Origin of the sequence: Herbaspirillum frisingense GSF30 (assembly GCF_000300975.2) — a bacterium.
Lineage (GTDB): Bacteria > Pseudomonadota > Gammaproteobacteria > Burkholderiales > Burkholderiaceae_D > Herbaspirillum > Herbaspirillum frisingense.
Genome location: NZ_AEEC02000060.1, coordinates 1 through 17,013 on the forward strand (window position 1 = coordinate 1; position 17,013 = coordinate 17,013).

Genomic DNA, 17,013 nt, shown 5'->3' on the forward strand with positions numbered 1-17,013 from the left:
GAGTTGAGCATATATTGTGTTTGCCCTAGTGCATCACACCCCAGAATCAAATTACTTCTTCCAGTTTGAGTTGCTTGCTGCTCCGTTCGAGAGCAAGGAACTATACAAGTTATGCCTGATGACTATAGCAAGTTGGTACCACCCCTTCCCATCCCGAACAGGACCGTGAAACGACTTCGCGCCGATGATAGTGCTGCAACCAGTGTGAAAGTAGGTCATCGTCAGGCTTGTTACTCCCAAAAACCCTCGTTACGAAAGTAGCGAGGGTTTTTGCTTTGGGGCGGCAAAAACACGCACGCATCCCACCCGGCTGCATACAACTCAACAGGTCGCCCTGATTGGCATCGCGCTCCTGCTCTCATTAGGCTGACCTCGACTTGGGTTCCAGTGACGCGGATTGCAGAGCTGGTAAGGCGCTCACTCTGCCGTCCCCCCTCCTGAACAGGGAAAGCCGTTCCTACGGGCTGCACGTCATCACTTCTGATGAACATGAATTGCGATTGAAATATCGCCCATTGAATCGGCCGGGCGAAAGCGCCCTGGCGATACAACCCCTTGATTGGATATCTTGTCCACCGCCTGTCGCGTCGACAGTTCGACGCATCGATGGCACGACATCGAGTCGAAAACTTAGTATTCGGGGAACAAACAAGGCGCAAAGTAGCGTCCAGTGTGGCATCAATAATTAGAAAACTTAGTTTATGCACAGGGCGGCCTTCGAGTTTGCGGAAGACTTATCTTATCCACAGCCCGAGACACTCCCTTGACACCCATCACTGATGACTTGATCGAGCAACATCCGAACGAGCACTAACGAGCACTGAGTGACCTCACCCACGCACCCAACCCTCTAAACCACAAGACAATAAAAAAGCCGGCAATGCCGGCTTTTTTACTTCCATCCACAACACGATCTCAACAGATCGCCATAAAACTTACTGCTTGGCTGCAACACTCAAGGTGTTCTCGTTGATGCCGCCACCCAATGCCTTATACAGATCAATGGCATTGTTCAAGCGCAGCTGGCGAGCCTGGATCAAGGCCTGTTGCGCAGAGAACAGGTCCCGCTGTGCATCAAGCTGATCCAGTGAAGAGGCAATCCCGTTCTTGAAACGCAGATCAGTCAGCTTCAGCCGCTCCTGCTGGGCCGCCAGGAAAGCCTCCTGCGCCTTGACCTGGTCATCCAGAGTCCCACGCGCGACGAGCGCGTCGGCAACCTCGCGGAAGGCCGTCTGGATGGTCTTCTCATAGCTCACTACAGCCTTGTTCTTGCGGACTTCAGCCAGGTCCAGATTGGCGCTGTTGCGGCCGAAATCGAAGATGGGCAGTGACAGCGAGGGGCCGAAGCTCCATGCGCCCGAGCCACTTTCGAACAGGCCACCCAGCGTGCTGCTGGCGCTGCCGAAGCTGCCTGTCAGCGAGATGCGCGGGAAGAATGCCGCACGCGCCGCACCGATGTTGGCGTTGGCTGCCAGCAGGCTCTGCTCGGCCGAGCGGATGTCAGGGCGATTGGTCAGCAGCTCCGAAGGCAGTCCAGCGGGGATGTCGGTCACGATCTTTTCATCCGACAGCAGTTGCGCGGGTGGAAGGTCGCCCACCTTTTTGCCCACCAGCAGCGTGAGGGCGTTCTCAGCTTGTGCACGCTGACGTTCCAACTGGGCCTTGGCCACGCGAGCCGATTCCACCAACGTCTGCGTCAGGCGAAAATCCAGCGCAGAACTGGCACCCACGTCGAAACGCTTTTGCGCCAGATCCAGATTGGATTCACGCGACTTGAGGGTGTCATTGGCCAGTTGCAGCTGCTCGGCATAGGAGCGCTCGGAAAGGTAGGCCTGCGCCACCTGCGCGACCAGGCTGATCTGCGCCGACTTCTGCGCCTCTTCGGTGCTCAGATAGCTGGCCAGCGCCGCATCCTTGAGGTTGCGCACGCGACCGAAGAAGTCCAGCTCGTAGGCTGGCACCGCCAGGCCCACCTGGTAGCTGTTGCTGATCACAGGCTGGCCCGTCAGCGACTGGCTGGCCGACGTACGGGTACGCGCAGCATTGCCAGTGACGTTCAGATTGGGCAGCAGATCAGCGCGGGCGATCTGGTATTGCGCCCGGGCTTCTTCGATGTTGAGCACGGCAGTGCGCAAGTCGCGGTTGTTCTCCAGAGCGGTCGCGATCAGCTGCTGCAGTCGCTGGTCGGGGAAGAACTGGCGCCAGCCCAGGTTGACGGCCTGCAGTTCGGCACGGCCAGCGGCATCCGCCGGATAGGCGGCTTCCACCGGCGCTTGCGGACGCTCATAAGTGGGGGCCAGCGAGCAGCCCCCCAGGACACCGGCCACCAGCAGCGCTGCGCACATTTGCAGCAGGCGCGGCGAGCGCGGCAACGACAGATTAGCCATTGTTGTTCTCCACATTGATCTTGGGCGAATGGTCAGCGTCGAACTTGCGCTGACGATCGCTACCCTTGAATATCTTGCGCACGACCACGAAGAAGATCGGCACCAGGAACACCGCCAGTACGGTCGCCGTGATCATGCCGCCCATCACGCCGGTACCGATGGCGCGCTGGCTGGCAGAGCCGGCGCCAGAGGCAATCGCCAGCGGCAGCACGCCGAGGATGAAGGCCAGCGAGGTCATGATGATCGGACGGAAACGCAGGTGAACCGCCTCAAGCGTCGCCTCGATCAACCCCTTGCCCTGCGCCTGCAAATCCTTTGCGAATTCGATGATCAGGATCGCGTTCTTGGCCGACAGACCCACCACCGCGATCATGCCCACCTTGAAGTACACGTCGTTTGGCATGGCGCGCAACGTCACGCCCAGCAGTGCACCCAGGATACCCAGCGGCACCACCAGCATCACCGCCAGCGGGATGGAGGTACTTTCATACAGCGCCGCCAGCACCAGGAACACCGCGATCAGCGACAGTGCATACAGGGCAGGAGCCTGGTTGCCGGAGGTCTTTTCTTCCAGCGACTGGCCAGTCCATTCGAAGCCGAAGCCAGGCGGCAGCTTGGCCACAAAGGATTCCAGCTCCGCCATCGCCTCACCGGTACTGCGGCCAGGAGCAGCGCCACCGGCGATCTTCATGGCCGGGTAGCCGTTGTAGCGGATCAGCTGCACCGGACCATTGATCCACTTCGCGGTGACGAAGGCCGAGAACGGCACCATGCCGCCATTGGAATTGCGGGCGTACAGGTTGGTCAGGTCTTCCGGTTGCAGACGACGGGTGGCGTCAGCCTGCACGATCACGCGCTGTTGACGACCCAGGTTGGGGAAGTCGTTCACGTAGGACGAGCCCAGCGCCGTGGACAGCACGCTGTTGATCGCCGAGAACGGCACGCCCAGGGCGTTGGCCTTGTCGCGGTCGATGTCCAGTTGCAACTGCGGCGCATCTTCCAGACCTTCCGGACGCACACCGGCCAGCACCTTGCTCTGCGAAGCCATGCCCAGGATCTGGTTGCGGGCCTGCACCAGTGCGGCGTGGCCCATCCCGGCGCGATCCTGCAGACGGAAGGTGAAGCCGGTGGCATTACCCAGTTCCGGGATCGGCGGCGGGTTCAGCGGGAACACGATCGCATCCTTGATCTGCGAGAAGGCACCGAAGGCCTTGCCCGCGACGGCGTCGGCCGACTGCGACTTGTCGCGTTCGGACCAGTCCTTCAGCGGGGTGAACACCAGTGCCGCATTCTGACCATTACCCGAGAACGAGAAGCCCAGCACCGCAATGGCGTGTTCCACTGCCGGGTCCTTGAGGTAATACTCTTCGATCTTCTTGACCACCTCGGTGGTGCGCGCCGTGCTTGCGCCCGGCGGCAACTGGACGTTGGTGATGATGTAGCCCTGGTCTTCATTGGGCAGGAAGGAGGCGGGCAGGCGCACGTACAGCAAGCCCACGCAGGCCACGATCACGACATAGACGATCATGTAGCGGCCAGCCTTGTTCAGCATGCGGGCGATCACGCTTTGATAGCCGGCGGCGGTGCTGTTGAACTTGCGGTTGAACCAGCCGAAGAAGCCCTTCTTCTCGTGGTGATGACCCTTTTCGACCGGCTTGAGGATGGTGGCGCACAGCGCCGGCGTCAGCGTGAAGGCCATCAGCACCGAGAACACCATCGAAGCCACCATCGACAGCGAGAACTGACGATAGATCGCACCCACGGCACCGCCGAAGAAGGCCATCGGGATGAACACCGCGATCAGCACCAGGGTGATACCGATCAGCGCGCCGCTGATCTGGCCCATGGCCTTGCGGGTGGCGTCAGCCGGCGAGAGACCTTCCTCGCTCATGATGCGTTCGACGTTTTCCACCACCACGATCGCATCGTCCACCAGGATACCGATGGCCAGCACCATGCCGAACATGGTCAGCACGTTGATCGAGAAGCCGAACAGCAGCAGCGTGGCAAAGGTACCCAACAGCGCCACCGGCACCACGATGGTGGGGATGATGGTGTAGCGGATGTTCTGCAGGAACAGGAACATCACCAGGAACACCAGCACGATCGCTTCGATCAGGGTCTTGACCACTTCTTCGATCGAGATCTTGACGAACTTGGAGGTGTCGTAGGGGATGGTGTACTTCACGCCAGTGGGGAAGTACTTGGCCAGCTCGTCCATCTTCTTGTGTACGGCCGTAGCGGTGCCCAGCGCATTGGCGGTGGGCGAGAGCTGCACGCCGATGAAGGAGGAGGGCTTGCCGTCCAGACGACCGGAAGTGTCATAGCTCTGGCCACCGACCTCGACCCGGGCGACATCACGCAGTCGCACCGACGAACCGTTGGCATTGGCGCGCAGCACGATGTTGCCGAACTGCTCGGGCGAAGTCAGCTGACCGTTCACCACCACGGTGGCGGCGATCTGCTGGGTGCCCGGGCTGGGCAGGGCGCCCAGTGTACCGCCGGCCACCAGCGCGTTCTGTGCCTGGATGGCTGCGGTCACGTCTGCCGGGGTCAGGTTCAGGCCGATCAGCTTGTTCGGATCGATCCAGATGCGCATGGCGCGTTCGGTACCGAACAGCTGTGCCTGACCCACGCCCGGGACACGCTTGATTTCGTTCAGGACGTTACGCGACAGATAGTCACCCAGCGCCACCGGATCGAGCTTGCCATCGGTCGAGGAAAGACCGATGAAGAGCAGGAAGTTGGAACGCGACTTGGTCACCTGCACGCCCTGTTGCGTCACCGCGGCCGGTAGACGGGCCTCGACGCGCTTCAGGCGGTTCTGCACATCCACCGCCGCCAGGTCCGGATTGGTTTCCGGCGAGAAGGTGATGGTGATCTGCACTTGGCCATTGGCCTGGCTTTGCGACTCGATGTATTGCAGACCATCGGCGCCGTTCATTTCCTGTTCGATCAGGCTGGTCACCGAATCGTCCAGGGTCTGTGCGGTCGCACCCGGATAGGTCGCCGTGACCACGATGGTCGGCGGCGCGATGTTGGGGTACTGGGACACCGGCAGGCCGGTGATGGCCAGCGCACCGGCCAGCATGATGAAGATCGCTAGCACCCACGCGAATACGGGGCGATCAATAAAAAACTTTCCCATCTGGCAGCCTCTTAGTTAGCTTTCGGTTGGGCGCTCGGGTCTTGCTTGGCCGGTTGGCCTTGCGCTTGTGCGGGAGCGCCCGCGGGATTCCATTGCACCGGTTTGACCGAAGCGCCCGGGCGAACCTTCTGCAGGCCCTCCACGATCACGCGGTCACCCTCTTTCAGGCCGTCCAGGACCTGCCAGTTGTTGCCACGCGCGCCGCCCGTCTTGACCGGACGTGGTTCGACCTTGTTCTCGGCATTGACCACCAGCACCGACGAGCCACCGGCATCACGCATCACAGCCTGTTGCGGCACCAGCAGGGCCTGTTCGTCCACTGCCTGTTCGATCTTGGTACGCACATAGGTACCCGGCAGCAGCAGGCGCTTGGGGTTGGGGAACTCGGCGCGCAGCGAGACCGAACCGGTGCTCTCGTCCACGCTGATGTCGGAGAACAGCAGCTTGCCCGGTTGTTCATAGGCTTGGCCGTTTTCCAGCACCAGGGTCACGCTGGCCTTGTTCTCGCCCACGCTCTTCAACTGGCCCGCCGCCATGGCCTGCTGCAGCTTCAACAGGTCGGCGCTGGACTGGGTCACGTTGACATAGACCGGATCGAGCTGCTGCACCAGCGCCAGCTGGGTGGCATCGCCCTGACCCACCAGCGCGCCCTCGGTCACCAGCGCGCGACCGATGCGGCCGGAGATGGGCGAGGTCACGGTGGCATAGCCCAGGTTCAGGCTGGCGGTCTGCACGGCAGCCTTGCCGGCGGCCACGTCGGCTTCTGCCTGCTTCTGGGCAGCGACCGCGTTGTCATATTCCTGCTTGGAGACGGCGTTGACTTCCACCAGCGGCTTGTAGCGTTGCGCCGTCAGCGAGGTCTGCGTCAGGTTGGCCTGGGCACGCGCCAATGTGGCTTGTGCGCTTTCCAGGCTGGCCTTGTACTGGGCCGGATCGATCTTGAACAGGACCTGGCCTTCCTTGACCTCGCTGCCTTCCTTGAAGACGCGCTTTTGCACGATACCGGCCACCCGTGCGCGGACTTGCGCCACACGGAAGGCTTCCACCCGGCCCGGCAGTTCATTGGTAATGGCCACGCGTTGCGGGGCGATGGTCACCACCGACACCTCGGCCGGCGGCATCTGGCCGCCTTGGGCGGCGGGTTTCTGTCCGCAGGCGACCAGCGCAGCGGCAACGGCGACGGTCATGGTAAGGCGCGTGAAACGACTGACTGAGCTCATAGATATCTCGCACGAAAGTAAAGTTGAAGCCGCCAGGGCGGCGATGAAACGAATTCGGTAAAACCGGTGATGACGATGATGCTGTGCCTGTCGTCGCCGGCTGAAGTTGGCGGGACGGCAGGATGAGGCATTGTTGCAATGCGAAAAATCCCCCGCCCGCTTCCCGGCTAGGGCGACGAATTTTTGCGAAGGACTTACGACAGGGGCTTGAAGCGGATGCTATTATACATACATTCATGTATGTATGTATTTCTCCAAAACATCACATTAATTTAACAAACTTGTTCGAAACGGCGTAGCTAAATATGAGCGATTCCTTGCATTTTCCTGCAGAAGGCACTCTGATACCGTTTCCGCAGTGTTGAAACCGAGCTCTTCCGCATGGCCCGTCGCGATAAGCGGGTCTCGGCAAGACAAAACAGATGGCCCGATATTGTGTACGACGAATTCTTTCCACTCCATGACAGTTTCTGCTTAAGCGCGATTGTTCAGGTTCAAATAATGTTCACTGAAGATGTGCGCGCGCAGCAAAGCTTGCCGATGGATGATTCCAACTGGATGCTCTCCGGAGGTTGCTGAGATGGCCCGTTCCACCAAGGAAGAAGCACTGGAAACGCGCGCCCGCATCCTCGATGCTGCCGAGCAGGTATTCCATGAACGCGGTGTTTCGCAGACCTCGCTGGCCGACGTCGCCAAGGCGGCCGACGTCACGCGGGGCGCGATCTACTGGCATTTCAAGAACAAGAGCGACCTTTTCGACGCCATGTGCGAGCGCGTGCGCCTGCCGATGGAGGCCGTGCTGGAAGAGAACGCCAGCCCGCAGGTGGCCGATCCGCTGGGGCAGTTCCTGCGCAGCGGCATCTACGTGCTGACGATGGCCGCAACCGATGAGCGCTGCCGGCGCGTGTTCGACATCATCTTCAACAAGTGCGAGTTTGCCGACGCGCACGACCCCATCCTGATCCGGCAGCGCGAGTGCCACGTCGACGGCATGTTGCGACTCGAGCAGATCCTCGGCAATGCGGTAGCGCACGGGCAACTGCCGGCCACGCTGGACATCCGCCTGGCCTGCCTGATGGCCCATGCGACCTTCAGTGGCTTGCTGACGGACTGGTTCTTTTCACCCGAGAGTTTTGACCTGGTCGTGGAAGGTGAACGTGTGCTGGCAGCGTCTTTGTACGCCTTAAAGGCAGCACCTTCACTGCAGAAAGTGCAAGAAGTGAAGGAAGTGGTGAGCTGAGCGAGGTAGGGAAGGGCGACCCGGAGAAGAAGGTGGGCCGCCTTGCCGCGCCATGCGATCCGGTCTGACCGGGCCATATGGCGGGAGGGAAGCGTCGACTCAGTAGGTCGGCATGGTCGGATCGACCTGCGTGGCCCAGGCATGCACGCCGCCACTCAGGTTGATGACCTTGGTGAAGCCCTGGCGCTCCAGGAAAGCCGCGACCTGCATGCTGCGGCCGCCATGGTGGCAGATGCAGACCACCGGCTGTTCTTCGTCGAGCTCGGAAAAACGGCCGGGAATGGTGTTCATCGGCACCAGTTGCGTACCGGGGATGTGGCAGGTCTGGTGTTCCCAGGGCTCGCGCACGTCCAGCAGCAGGGGCGTGGGTCGGTCGGGATCATTGATCCAGGCGGCCAGTTCCGGGGCGGAGATGTGCTCCATGATGCTTTCCTGTCAGGTTCAGAACGTGAAGTGGGACGGCACCAGCGCTGCATGCAGCGGCTTGGCCATGGTTTCCACGATGTTCACGGTTTCAAAGACATGTTCCGAAGTGCGGGTGATCAGTTGCAGCTCCATCACCGGTGCGGAACCGACGATGGCCAGCAGGCGGCCACCCACCTTCAGTTGCTTGCCGAAGGCTTCCGGCAGCAGTGGCAGCGAACCGGAAATGACGATCACGTCGTATTCGCCGGCCTTGCCATCGGCGCCGGTCCAGCCCTGGGCGCCGTTACCCAGTTGTACATCCACGTTGGCCACGCCGTAGTCGGACAGGTTCTGCTCGGCCAGTGTCTTCAGCTCGGGGGAGATTTCCACGGTGGTCACGTGACGCGCCTTGTGCGCCAGCAGAGCCGCCATGTATCCCGAACCGGCGCCGATTTCCAGCACGTATTCGTGCTTTTTGACGTTGGCTTCCTGCAGCATGCGCGCTTCGATCTTGGGGGCCAGCATGTTTTCACCGCCCGGCAGGGGGATCTCGGTGTCGAAGAACGCCAGGCTGCGATAGGCGGCCGGGACGAATTCTTCACGCTTGACGACCATCAGCAGGTCCAGCACATCCTGCGCCAGCACATTCCAGGGACGGATTTGCTGTTCGATCATGTTGAAGCGGGCTTGTTCGATATTCATGGCGGTGGCTCGATCTAATCTAATAGCGACGGAAAGGCAGCATTTTATCAAACACCGCCCAGCTAATCAGCCCATCTATGCCGGGAAAAAGTGGCGGGCGGCGCTTCTGTTGCGGGTTTTCCTCAATGCAATGCGAGTATGGGCCTGTTGTTGCGTGCTGAACCCCGGGGGCGGATGCGTAGCGGGCGGCCATCCGTGGCCCGTGCTTCAGGCCCTTAGCCCATTGAGGCAGAGGTCGATCATGTTCTCCAGATAGCAGCGTGGATCGATGGGAGCCACTGCACAGGGGGCCAGTGACTGATCCCAGAGCATGAGCATGACCACTGGAGCCACGATGACCTTTTTCATCGCTTCTGCATCAATCTGTCTGAACTCCCCGCATGCCATGCCGCGCTCCAGCACGCGGACCACGGTGGCGTCGCCCCGGGCAGTGATTTCTTCATGGTAAAAACGCGCAAGTTCGGGGAAGTTGCCGGATTCGGCCATCATCAGCTTGGCGATGCCCATCACCCCGGAGTGCGAGGCGGCCTCCCACCAGTGCATGATCAGGTCGCGCAGCAGGTCGGCACTGCTGCCGGCGTGGCCTGCGATGCGCGCTTCGGCCTGATCCAGCAGCGGCAGCATATTGGTGCGTACCACCGACTTGAACAGGCTTTCCTTGCTGTCGAAGTAGAGATAGAGGGTGCCCTTGGAAACACCGGCGCGGGTGGCCACGTCTTCCAGGCGGGTCGCTGCATAGCCGCGTTCCACGAACAATTCCAGGGCCGCCCCCAGCAATTCCTGGGGGCGGTCCTGCTTGCGTCGTTCCCAACGCGGTTCTTTGGATAAGGCAGACATGAGAAGCAAAATGACCGGGACGGGGCACTGTAAGTGGCAAGCTGCGCCGACGTCAAGCCGCTGGCGCAAGCGCGGCACAAGCAGGACGCAAGCAGTGTGACAGCGGTGGGCTTTCACTGCCCGCAGGCAGCGATGGACTACAATGCAGGCCCACCGTCCCATCAGGAAGCCCCCATGAAGTGCCGAGATGCCTGCGGCGCCTGCTGCATCGCCCCCTCCATCACCAGCCCGATCCCCGGTATGCCCGACGGCAAACCGGCCAACGTGCCGTGTGTGCAATTGGATCAGGACATGCGATGCAAGATATTCGGACAGGCCGGGCGACCGGCTTTCTGCGCAGGGCTGCAGCCTTCGGCAGAGATGTGCGGCGACGACCGTAGCCAGGCCATTGCCTGGCTTACAAGGCTGGAGGCGCTGACTGCGCCTGCGCCACGAACTGACGCCGGTAGGCTCGCCCCTAAGTAGTTAGTAGGCTTCCTCGCGCCGCCGTCGCGCTTCATCGCGGATATCTTCGATGAGGCGCCGGGTATCCACCTTTTCCTTGAGGTGGGCGGCATGGGCTTCTCGGCTGATCGGAGCGATGGTCGTCAGCTCCTTCAGATCGGCAGTACTTTCTTCGTGTCGATGATGCACCGCTGCTCCTGATTCGATGGGGAGAGAACTCCCGCGTTGTACCACGGATCAGCCAAGTATAGCGCGATTGAGGTCAAATGACTGCCGATACGGTGCGGATACCGTCCCGATGCCTCCCGATTGCGTTCAGGAAATGTCAGGAAGGAAGCTCAGGGAAAGATTTCCGCCAGCCGCTCGCTGGGACGCACCAGCATCGTTCCCTTGGGCGCGATGACGATAGGGCGGTTGATCAGCACGGGATGTTCCAGCATGGCATCGATCAATTGCTCATCGCTGACCGTGGCCGCATCCAGCCCGAGTTCCTGGTACAGCGCTTCCTTGGTTCGCACCACCTCGCGCACCGGCACGCCCATGGCGGCGATCAGCTGCTTGAGGGTCGCCCGGTCGGGAGGGGTCTTCAGGTATTCGATGATGGTAGGCTCGACGCCGCCGTCCCGCAGCGCCTGCAGCACATTGCGCGAGGTGCCGCAACGCGGGTTGTGATAGATGGTGAAAGCGCTCATGCAGATTCCCGCAGGTGAATGAAAAACCGCATGGTAGCGCGTTATCACCAAAGGAAAACGCGAGTTTTGTCACGTTGCTAAGGTAGAATCCGAATTTGTTGCACTGCACCGACTGCACTTTTTTCAGGTTTGTGCGGTCGAAACGCCGGTTTGCACCGATGCGGGCTTGTCGATGTGCCTTCTTGAGGGTGCCATTGAACGATTCCGGCCATATCGGTACCGATTTCGCTGGCCAGCCTGCGTGATCAGCACCATTTCCCTTCAACTCCTCAGAAAAAGCCACCCCCAGCTACCGTATGGATACCATCCTCGCGCTCAAGGCGCTCATCATGGGCATTGTCGAAGGCCTGACCGAATTCCTTCCCATCTCCTCCACCGGCCACCTGATCCTGGCCAACAGCCTGCTGCAATTCACCGGCCCCTCTTTCTCCAAGGAAAAAGCCGACGTCTTCGAAATCGTGATCCAGGCCGGTGCCATCCTCGCCGTCTGCTGGGAATATCGCGTGCGCATCGCCACTGTCCTCTGCGGCATGTTCACCGACCGCAAGGCGCAGCGCCTGGTCATCAACCTCATCATTGCCTTCCTGCCGGCCGCCATCCTGGGCTTTCTGTTCAGTCGCCGTATCAAGGAAGTGCTGTTTAACCCGGTCTCGGTGGCCATCGCCTTCATCGTCGGCGGCCTGATCATCCTGTGGGTGGAACGTCGTAACAAGGATCGCATGAGCATGGCCTCGGCCCGCGTCGAAACCGTGGACGACATGACCCCGCTGGACGCGCTGAAGGTCGGTATCGCCCAGGCCTTCGCCCTGATCCCCGGCACAAGCCGCTCCGGTGCCACCATCATCGGCGGCATGATGTTCGGCCTGTCGCGCAAGGCCGCTACCGAATTTTCCTTCTTCCTGGCCATCCCGACCCTGTTCGCCGCCACCATCTATTCGCTCTACAAGGAGCGCGCGCTGCTGTCGGCGGCCGATGTCCCCCTGTTCACGGTGGGCACGGTTGCCGCCTTCGTCTCCGCCTTCCTGTGCGTACGCTGGCTGCTGCGCTACATCAGCTCGCACGATTTCACGATCTTCGCCTGGTACCGCATCGTCTTCGGCATCATCGTGCTGGTCACCGCCTACACCGGCGTGGTGGCCTGGGTCGAGTAAAACGCCCGCGTCAGGACCCTGTCAGCCAGCGCCGCCTGCGGCGCGGTACACTGCAGCACCCGCCGTCCTATGGCCTGCTCGCACTCGCAGATTTAGTGTGAACAGGCCCTAGATACCGGCGGCGTTCACAACTCTCTTTCGCCACCCCCTTCAGAGCACACTCCATGGCCAACGTCTGCAGCGCCGGGCTTGATATCGGCTTTGCCCCCCTGAGCTACGCGCAGATCGGTTTCCTCGGCATCGTCCAGGGCATCACCGAACTGCTCCCCATTTCCTCCACCGCCCACATGCGCATCGTGCCGGCCTTTCTCGGCTGGCATGATCCGGGTTCGGCCTTCTCGGCCGCCATGCAGCTCGCAGCCCTGGCCGCCGTGATCAGCTACTTCCGGCGCGATGTCTCGGCCGTCACCGGCGGCAGCCTGGCGGCCTGGCGCCGTCGCGATTTCAGTGACCCCATGTTCAAGCTGGCCGTGGCCATCATCCTGGCGACCATCCCCATCGGCATTGCCGGCCTGGCGCTATCGCACGTGCTCAACGCCTGCGGCTCGCCGCTGCGCAGCCTGTCCGTGATCGGCTGGTCCTGCATCGTCATGGCGCTGCTGCTGGCGCTGTCCGAACTGGTCTGCCGGCATCGCCGCAGCGTCGACCAGATGCGCCTGCGCGACGCCCTCATCGTCGGCCTGGCGCAGGTTGGCGCTCTGATCCCGGGCGTTTCCCGCTCCGGCTCCACGCTCACCGCGGCCCTGTTCCTCAATTTCCGCCGGGAAGAGGCAGCACGCTTCTCCTTCCTGCTCGGGCTGCCGGCCATCGCCCTGGCGGGCCTCAAGGAACTGGCCGTGCTGCTGCACGCCCACATCCCCCTGGAAGCCTGGGGTGTCCTGCTGTTCGGCCTGGCCGTGGCGAGCGTCTCGGCCTTTGCCGCCATCTGGGGATTGATGAAATTCCTGGAGCGTTTCTCCACCTGGCCCTTCATCATCTATCGAGCCGTACTGGGTGTTTTCCTGTTGTTCGCGGTGTCCCGGGGCTGGCTGCAATAAAATAGCGCCTTCGCTACGCAGCAGCTTCAGGTTTTTCCATGGTCGATTTCGATTCCCTGCCCGCCGGCGCCACCCAGCAAGAACGCGCATTGCATGTGCTGGAGACGGTGTTCGGTTATTCGTCCTTTCGCGGTCATCAGGGCGAGATCGTCCAGCACGTCGCCGGCGGCGGTGATGCCCTGGTGCTCATGCCCACCGGCGGCGGCAAATCGCTGTGCTACCAGGTACCGGCCTTGCTGCGCGCCGGCACCGGCGTGGTGGTCTCGCCGCTGATCGCGCTGATGCAGGACCAGGTGGACGCGCTGGCCGAAGTCGGCGTGCGCGCCGCCTTCCTCAATTCCACCCAGAGCTTCGACGAAGCCATGCAGATCGAGCGCCGCCTGCGCCAGGGCGACCTCGACCTGCTCTACGTCGCTCCCGAACGGCTGATGACGCCGCGCTGCCTGGAACTGCTCGAATCCTCCCGCATTTCCCTCTTCGCCATCGACGAAGCGCACTGCGTCTCGCAATGGGGCCACGATTTCCGGCCGGAATACATCAAGCTGTCGGTACTGCACGAGCGCTTCCCGCAGGTGCCGCGCATCGCCCTGACGGCGACCGCCGACCAGCAGACCCGCGAAGAAATCATCCACCGCCTGCAACTCGAAGATGCACGCCAATTCGTTTCTTCCTTCGATCGCCCCAACATCCGCTACCAGATCGTGGAAAAGGCCAACGGTCGCAAGCAGCTGCTGGACTTCATCAAGAGCGAACACCCCGAGGATGCCGGCATCGTCTATTGCCTCTCGCGCAAGAAGGTCGAGGAAACCGCCGAATTCCTGCGCGGCGAAGGCATCAATGCCCTGGCCTACCATGCCGGGATGGACTACGCGCTGCGCACCGCCAACCAGGCGCGCTTCCTGCGCGAGGACCGGATCGTGATGGTCGCCACCATCGCCTTCGGCATGGGTATCGACAAGCCCGACGTACGCTTCGTCTGCCACCTGGACCTGCCCAAGAGCGTAGAAGGCTATTACCAGGAGACCGGCCGCGCCGGCCGTGACGGCTTGCCCGCCGACGCCTGGATGGCCTATGGCCTGCAGGACGTGGTGCAGCAGCGCCGCATGATCGACGAGTCCGAAGCCGACGACAGTTTCAAACGCGTCCAGAGCAGCAAGCTCGACGCCATGCTGTCCCTGTGCGAAACCCTGCACTGCCGGCGCGTGCACCTGCTCGATTACTTCGGCGAGAAGTCCGGCCCCTGCGGCAATTGCGATACCTGCCTCACGCCCCCGGTGTCCTTCGATGCCACCGTCGAGGTGCAGAAGCTCCTCTCCACCGTCTATCGGGTCGACCAGCGCTTCGCGCCAGGTCATGTGATCGAGGTGCTGCGCGGCATCGATGGCGAGCGCGTCAAGCAGTGGCGGCACGACCAGCTCTCCGTCTTCGGCGTCGGCAGTGATCGTGGCGAAGCCGAATGGCGCGCCATCCTGCGCCAGGTCATCGCCCTGGGACTGCTGACGGTGGATGCCGAGAACTACAGCGCCCTCAAGCTCACCGAAGCCGCCCGCCCGGTGCTGCGGGGTGAACAGCAGGTGCAATTGCGCCGTTACCGCAAGCCGGAAAAGGCCAAGCGCAGCTCCCAGCGTTCCGGTTTCGTCGAGACCGATCTCAACACCGAAGAACAGGCGCTCTTCGAAAAGCTGCGTTGGTGGCGCGTCGAAACCGCGCGCGCCCACAACGTACCGGCCTACGTCATCTTCCACGATGCGACCATGCGCGAAATCGCCAAGGCCCGACCGCAATCGCTGGACGACCTGCGCCACGTCACCGGCGTGGGCGAGAAGAAGCTGGAAACCTACGGCGATCAGATCATCGCGTTGATTGCAGAGATGCAGGCTTGAGCGGGGCGGGCGATGGAACGGGAGTGTCGTCGCCATCGGCGCAATCCGGTCCAGTCCGTTCTACGTCAATGCCGCAGATCGTCTTCATGCAAGGCCTGCCGGCAGGGCACAAACGCCCCACCTTCGTGCGTCGTATAATCAGCGCCGACGCGCTTTCTGCTTTCCTTCCGCTGTTACCATCCGCTGCACTTCCACCTCTGGAGAAATCGTGCGCCCGTTCTGTCTCCCGCTTCTTGTAGCCGCCGCCTTGTCCGCCCTGATCGCACTGCCCGCCGCTGCCGACGATCTCAAGATCCTTGCTGCCGGCGCCATTGCACCCGTCGTCCGCACCGTGGCAGCCGACTTTGAGCAGCGCAGCGGCATCCATGTGACAGTGGAAAACGCCACCGCGGGCGTCATGGACAAACGTGTGCGCTCAGGCGCCGCTTTTGATGTGCTCGTCGTGCCAGACGGCGTATTGGATGGCCTGGGCAAGGATGGCTATCTCAACCTGGCAAGCAGCCGCCCGATTGCGCGCGTGGGCATCGCGGTTGCGGTAAAGCAGGGCGCCCCGTCGCCGGCCATCGCCACCGTCGCCCAGTTCAGGAAGGCATTGCTGGACGCGCCCTCGGTAGCGCTGATCGATCCCAAGGCCGGAGGGTCAAGCGGGATCTATCTGGAAAAGCTGTTTGAAAAACTCGGCATCGCCGCCCAGCTGCATGCCAAGGAAGTCCTGGTACCCGGCGGTCTGGTGGCCGAAAAGCTGGTCGATGGCAGCGCCGCGCTGGCACTGCATCAGCAGAGCGAAATCCTGCAGGTCAAAGGCGCCCACCTGGTCGGCCCCTTACCCGCCGCCATCCAGAACTACACCGTCTATGCTGGTGCAGTGGGTGCGCACTCTGCTTCTGCTGTCGCCGCACGGGCCTTTCTGACGATGTTTGAAGAGCCGGCGACGCGCAAGGCGATTGAGGAGCATGGGTTGTTGCCGGAAGGTCGTTGAGGGGTGGATGAGCCCGATTCAGCATCGTCATGCGCCACTGATCGTCGAGTCAGGCCTGTGAGGTAGCGAACCGCTTCCATCAGCTCAGGCATGTGCAGATCGCTGCGTGCTGGACAGGCTGGCCGCGGTCCTGACGATGCAGGCTTCTCGTCAATCCTCCCCTTGGCCAATCCCCGATGCTGGAAAAGACCCGTCGTAACCCGGTATAATGCCCACCCACACGCGGGTGTAGCTCAATGGTAGAGCAGGAGCTTCCCAAGCTTAAGACGAGGGTTCGATCCCCTTCACCCGCTCCATACCGCATGCGGCCTGCCGCCGGAAGCCTCCGGCACAAGAGGGGTTCAGGGCCGCGCTTCACCGATTCACGAGTCATTCATGTCTGAGAACAAATCCGGCAAGCCGCTTTTCTATGATCCGAGCGAGCGCCGCATCCGCAGCTTCGTCACGCGCACCGGGCGCGTCTCCAATGCACAGGGCCGTGCGCTGGAAGAACTGGGCCCCAGGTTCATGCTGCCCTATGCCAAGGAAGCCCTGGACCTGCAGGCCGCTTTCGGTCGCTCGGCGCCGACCGTGCTGGAGATCGGCTTCGGCATGGGCGAGACCAGCGCCAAGATCGCTGCATTGATGCCGGAAAAGAATTTCATCGGCGTGGAAGTGCATACGCCCGGCGTGGGCAGCTACCTGAAGCTGGCCGGTGAAGGCAACCTGGATAACGTGCGCATCATCCAGCACGACGCCGTGGAAGTGCTCAACAACATGATCGTGCCAGGCGCCCTGGCGGGCGTGCACGTGTTCTTCCCCGATCCCTGGCACAAGGCGCGCCACAACAAGCGCCGCCTGATCCAGGCGCCGCTGGTGCAGCTGCTGAGCTCGCGCCTGGCCGTGGGC

Annotated in this window: 14 protein-coding genes, 1 tRNA gene, 1 rRNA gene and 1 pseudogene; 9 read left to right on the forward strand and 8 right to left on the reverse strand. The window is 61.9% G+C overall.

The annotated features are described in order from the left end of the window. Positions 1-114 precede the first annotated feature (114 nt). Positions 115-227, forward strand: a 5S ribosomal RNA gene (gene rrf / locus HFRIS_RS23575). A gap of 708 nt (positions 228-935) precedes the next feature. Here the strand turns inward: rrf and adeC are convergent. The 3 genes from adeC to HFRIS_RS23590 are packed head-to-tail and all read right to left on the reverse strand — an operon-like array spanning position 936 to position 6,755. Further along, positions 936-2,387 carry an AdeC/AdeK/OprM family multidrug efflux complex outer membrane factor gene (adeC, locus tag HFRIS_RS23580; protein WP_006465537.1) on the reverse strand — a complete coding sequence of 484 codons (1,452 nt, stop codon included), beginning with the start codon at positions 2,385-2,387 and terminating at the stop codon, positions 936-938. Then, complete coding sequence (locus tag HFRIS_RS23585) at positions 2,380-5,535, reverse strand: efflux RND transporter permease subunit (RefSeq protein WP_006465538.1); 3,156 nt, start codon at positions 5,533-5,535, stop codon at positions 2,380-2,382. Before HFRIS_RS23585 ends, adeC begins: the two co-directional genes overlap by 8 nt. A gap of 11 nt (positions 5,536-5,546) precedes the next feature. Further along, positions 5,547-6,755 carry an efflux RND transporter periplasmic adaptor subunit gene (locus HFRIS_RS23590; protein WP_039877174.1) on the reverse strand — a complete coding sequence of 403 codons (1,209 nt, stop codon included), beginning with the start codon at positions 6,753-6,755 and terminating at the stop codon, positions 5,547-5,549. A 580-nt stretch (positions 6,756-7,335) separates the two neighbouring features. Between HFRIS_RS23590 and HFRIS_RS23600 the strand changes: the two genes are divergently transcribed. Continuing rightward, positions 7,336-7,995, forward strand: a complete 660-nt coding sequence (locus tag HFRIS_RS23600; protein WP_006465540.1) for a TetR family transcriptional regulator — start codon at positions 7,336-7,338, stop codon at positions 7,993-7,995. Between the two features lie 99 nt (positions 7,996-8,094). On the opposite strand, the gene HFRIS_RS23605 is transcribed toward HFRIS_RS23600, so the two are convergent. The 3 genes from HFRIS_RS23605 to HFRIS_RS23615 all read right to left on the reverse strand — a co-directional run bounded on the left by HFRIS_RS23605 (position 8,095) and on the right by HFRIS_RS23615 (position 9,939). Further along, positions 8,095-8,418 (reverse strand): rhodanese-like domain-containing protein, encoded by a 324-nt coding sequence (locus tag HFRIS_RS23605; protein WP_006465541.1) that lies wholly within the window; start codon positions 8,416-8,418, stop codon positions 8,095-8,097. 18 nt (positions 8,419-8,436) lie between these two features. After that, positions 8,437-9,102 (reverse strand): protein-L-isoaspartate O-methyltransferase family protein, encoded by a 666-nt coding sequence (locus HFRIS_RS23610; RefSeq protein ID WP_006465542.1) that lies wholly within the window; start codon positions 9,100-9,102, stop codon positions 8,437-8,439. Between the two features lie 207 nt (positions 9,103-9,309). Beyond that, positions 9,310-9,939, reverse strand: coding sequence for a TetR/AcrR family transcriptional regulator (locus tag HFRIS_RS23615; RefSeq protein WP_039877179.1), 630 nt, complete (start codon positions 9,937-9,939; stop codon positions 9,310-9,312). Between the two features lie 174 nt (positions 9,940-10,113). On the opposite strand from HFRIS_RS23615, the gene HFRIS_RS23620 reads away from it, so the two are divergent. Then, complete coding sequence (locus HFRIS_RS23620; protein ID WP_006465544.1) at positions 10,114-10,404, forward strand: YkgJ family cysteine cluster protein; 291 nt, start codon at positions 10,114-10,116, stop codon at positions 10,402-10,404. On the opposite strand, the gene HFRIS_RS25645 is transcribed toward HFRIS_RS23620, so the two are convergent. Continuing rightward, positions 10,405-10,572 (reverse strand): hypothetical protein, encoded by a 168-nt coding sequence (locus HFRIS_RS25645; RefSeq protein WP_166758416.1) that lies wholly within the window; start codon positions 10,570-10,572, stop codon positions 10,405-10,407. Between the two features lie 152 nt (positions 10,573-10,724). Beyond that, a pseudogene (gene arsC, locus HFRIS_RS23625) lies at positions 10,725-11,075 on the reverse strand (arsenate reductase (glutaredoxin)); the annotation flags it as partial. A 296-nt stretch (positions 11,076-11,371) separates the two neighbouring features. On the opposite strand from arsC, the gene HFRIS_RS23630 reads away from it, so the two are divergent. The 6 genes from HFRIS_RS23630 to trmB all read left to right on the forward strand — a co-directional run. Next, on the forward strand, positions 11,372-12,226 hold the full coding sequence (locus HFRIS_RS23630) for an undecaprenyl-diphosphate phosphatase (RefSeq protein ID WP_006465546.1): 855 nt from the start codon (positions 11,372-11,374) through the stop codon (positions 12,224-12,226). Between the two features lie 164 nt (positions 12,227-12,390). Continuing rightward, positions 12,391-13,263: an undecaprenyl-diphosphate phosphatase gene (locus HFRIS_RS23635; RefSeq protein ID WP_006465547.1), complete on the forward strand. Its 873-nt coding sequence runs from the start codon at positions 12,391-12,393 to the stop codon at positions 13,261-13,263. A 38-nt stretch (positions 13,264-13,301) separates the two neighbouring features. Beyond that, complete coding sequence (recQ, locus tag HFRIS_RS23640; protein WP_006465548.1) at positions 13,302-15,146, forward strand: DNA helicase RecQ; 1,845 nt, start codon at positions 13,302-13,304, stop codon at positions 15,144-15,146. 247 nt (positions 15,147-15,393) lie between these two features. After that, a complete protein-coding gene (locus tag HFRIS_RS23645) occupies positions 15,394-16,125 on the forward strand; it encodes a molybdate ABC transporter substrate-binding protein (RefSeq protein ID WP_006465549.1) in 732 nt (243 codons plus the stop codon). 222 nt (positions 16,126-16,347) lie between these two features. Next, positions 16,348-16,421: transfer RNA gene (locus HFRIS_RS23650), tRNA-Gly, on the forward strand. Between the two features lie 79 nt (positions 16,422-16,500). Next, on the forward strand, positions 16,501-17,013 hold a 513-nt coding region (trmB, locus tag HFRIS_RS23655), incomplete at its 3' end, for a tRNA (guanosine(46)-N7)-methyltransferase TrmB (protein WP_006465550.1).

What these genes read in the sequence shown, in the direction of transcription:
- adeC (WP_006465537.1), bottom strand. Translation starts at nt 2,387, where the DNA reads ATGGCTAATCTGTCGTTGCCGCGCTCGCCGCGCCTGCTGCAAATGTGC.
- HFRIS_RS23585 (WP_006465538.1), bottom strand. Translation starts at nt 5,535, where the DNA reads ATGGGAAAGTTTTTTATTGATCGCCCCGTATTCGCGTGGGTGCTAGCG.
- HFRIS_RS23590 (WP_039877174.1), bottom strand. Translation starts at nt 6,755, where the DNA reads ATGAGCTCAGTCAGTCGTTTCACGCGCCTTACCATGACCGTCGCCGTT.
- HFRIS_RS23600 (WP_006465540.1), top strand. Translation starts at nt 7,336, where the DNA reads ATGGCCCGTTCCACCAAGGAAGAAGCACTGGAAACGCGCGCCCGCATC.
- HFRIS_RS23605 (WP_006465541.1), bottom strand. Translation starts at nt 8,418, where the DNA reads ATGGAGCACATCTCCGCCCCGGAACTGGCCGCCTGGATCAATGATCCC.
- HFRIS_RS23610 (WP_006465542.1), bottom strand. Translation starts at nt 9,102, where the DNA reads ATGAATATCGAACAAGCCCGCTTCAACATGATCGAACAGCAAATCCGT.
- HFRIS_RS23615 (WP_039877179.1), bottom strand. Translation starts at nt 9,939, where the DNA reads ATGTCTGCCTTATCCAAAGAACCGCGTTGGGAACGACGCAAGCAGGAC.
- HFRIS_RS23620 (WP_006465544.1), top strand. Translation starts at nt 10,114, where the DNA reads ATGAAGTGCCGAGATGCCTGCGGCGCCTGCTGCATCGCCCCCTCCATC.
- HFRIS_RS23630 (WP_006465546.1), top strand. Translation starts at nt 11,372, where the DNA reads ATGGATACCATCCTCGCGCTCAAGGCGCTCATCATGGGCATTGTCGAA.
- HFRIS_RS23635 (WP_006465547.1), top strand. Translation starts at nt 12,391, where the DNA reads ATGGCCAACGTCTGCAGCGCCGGGCTTGATATCGGCTTTGCCCCCCTG.
- recQ (WP_006465548.1), top strand. Translation starts at nt 13,302, where the DNA reads ATGGTCGATTTCGATTCCCTGCCCGCCGGCGCCACCCAGCAAGAACGC.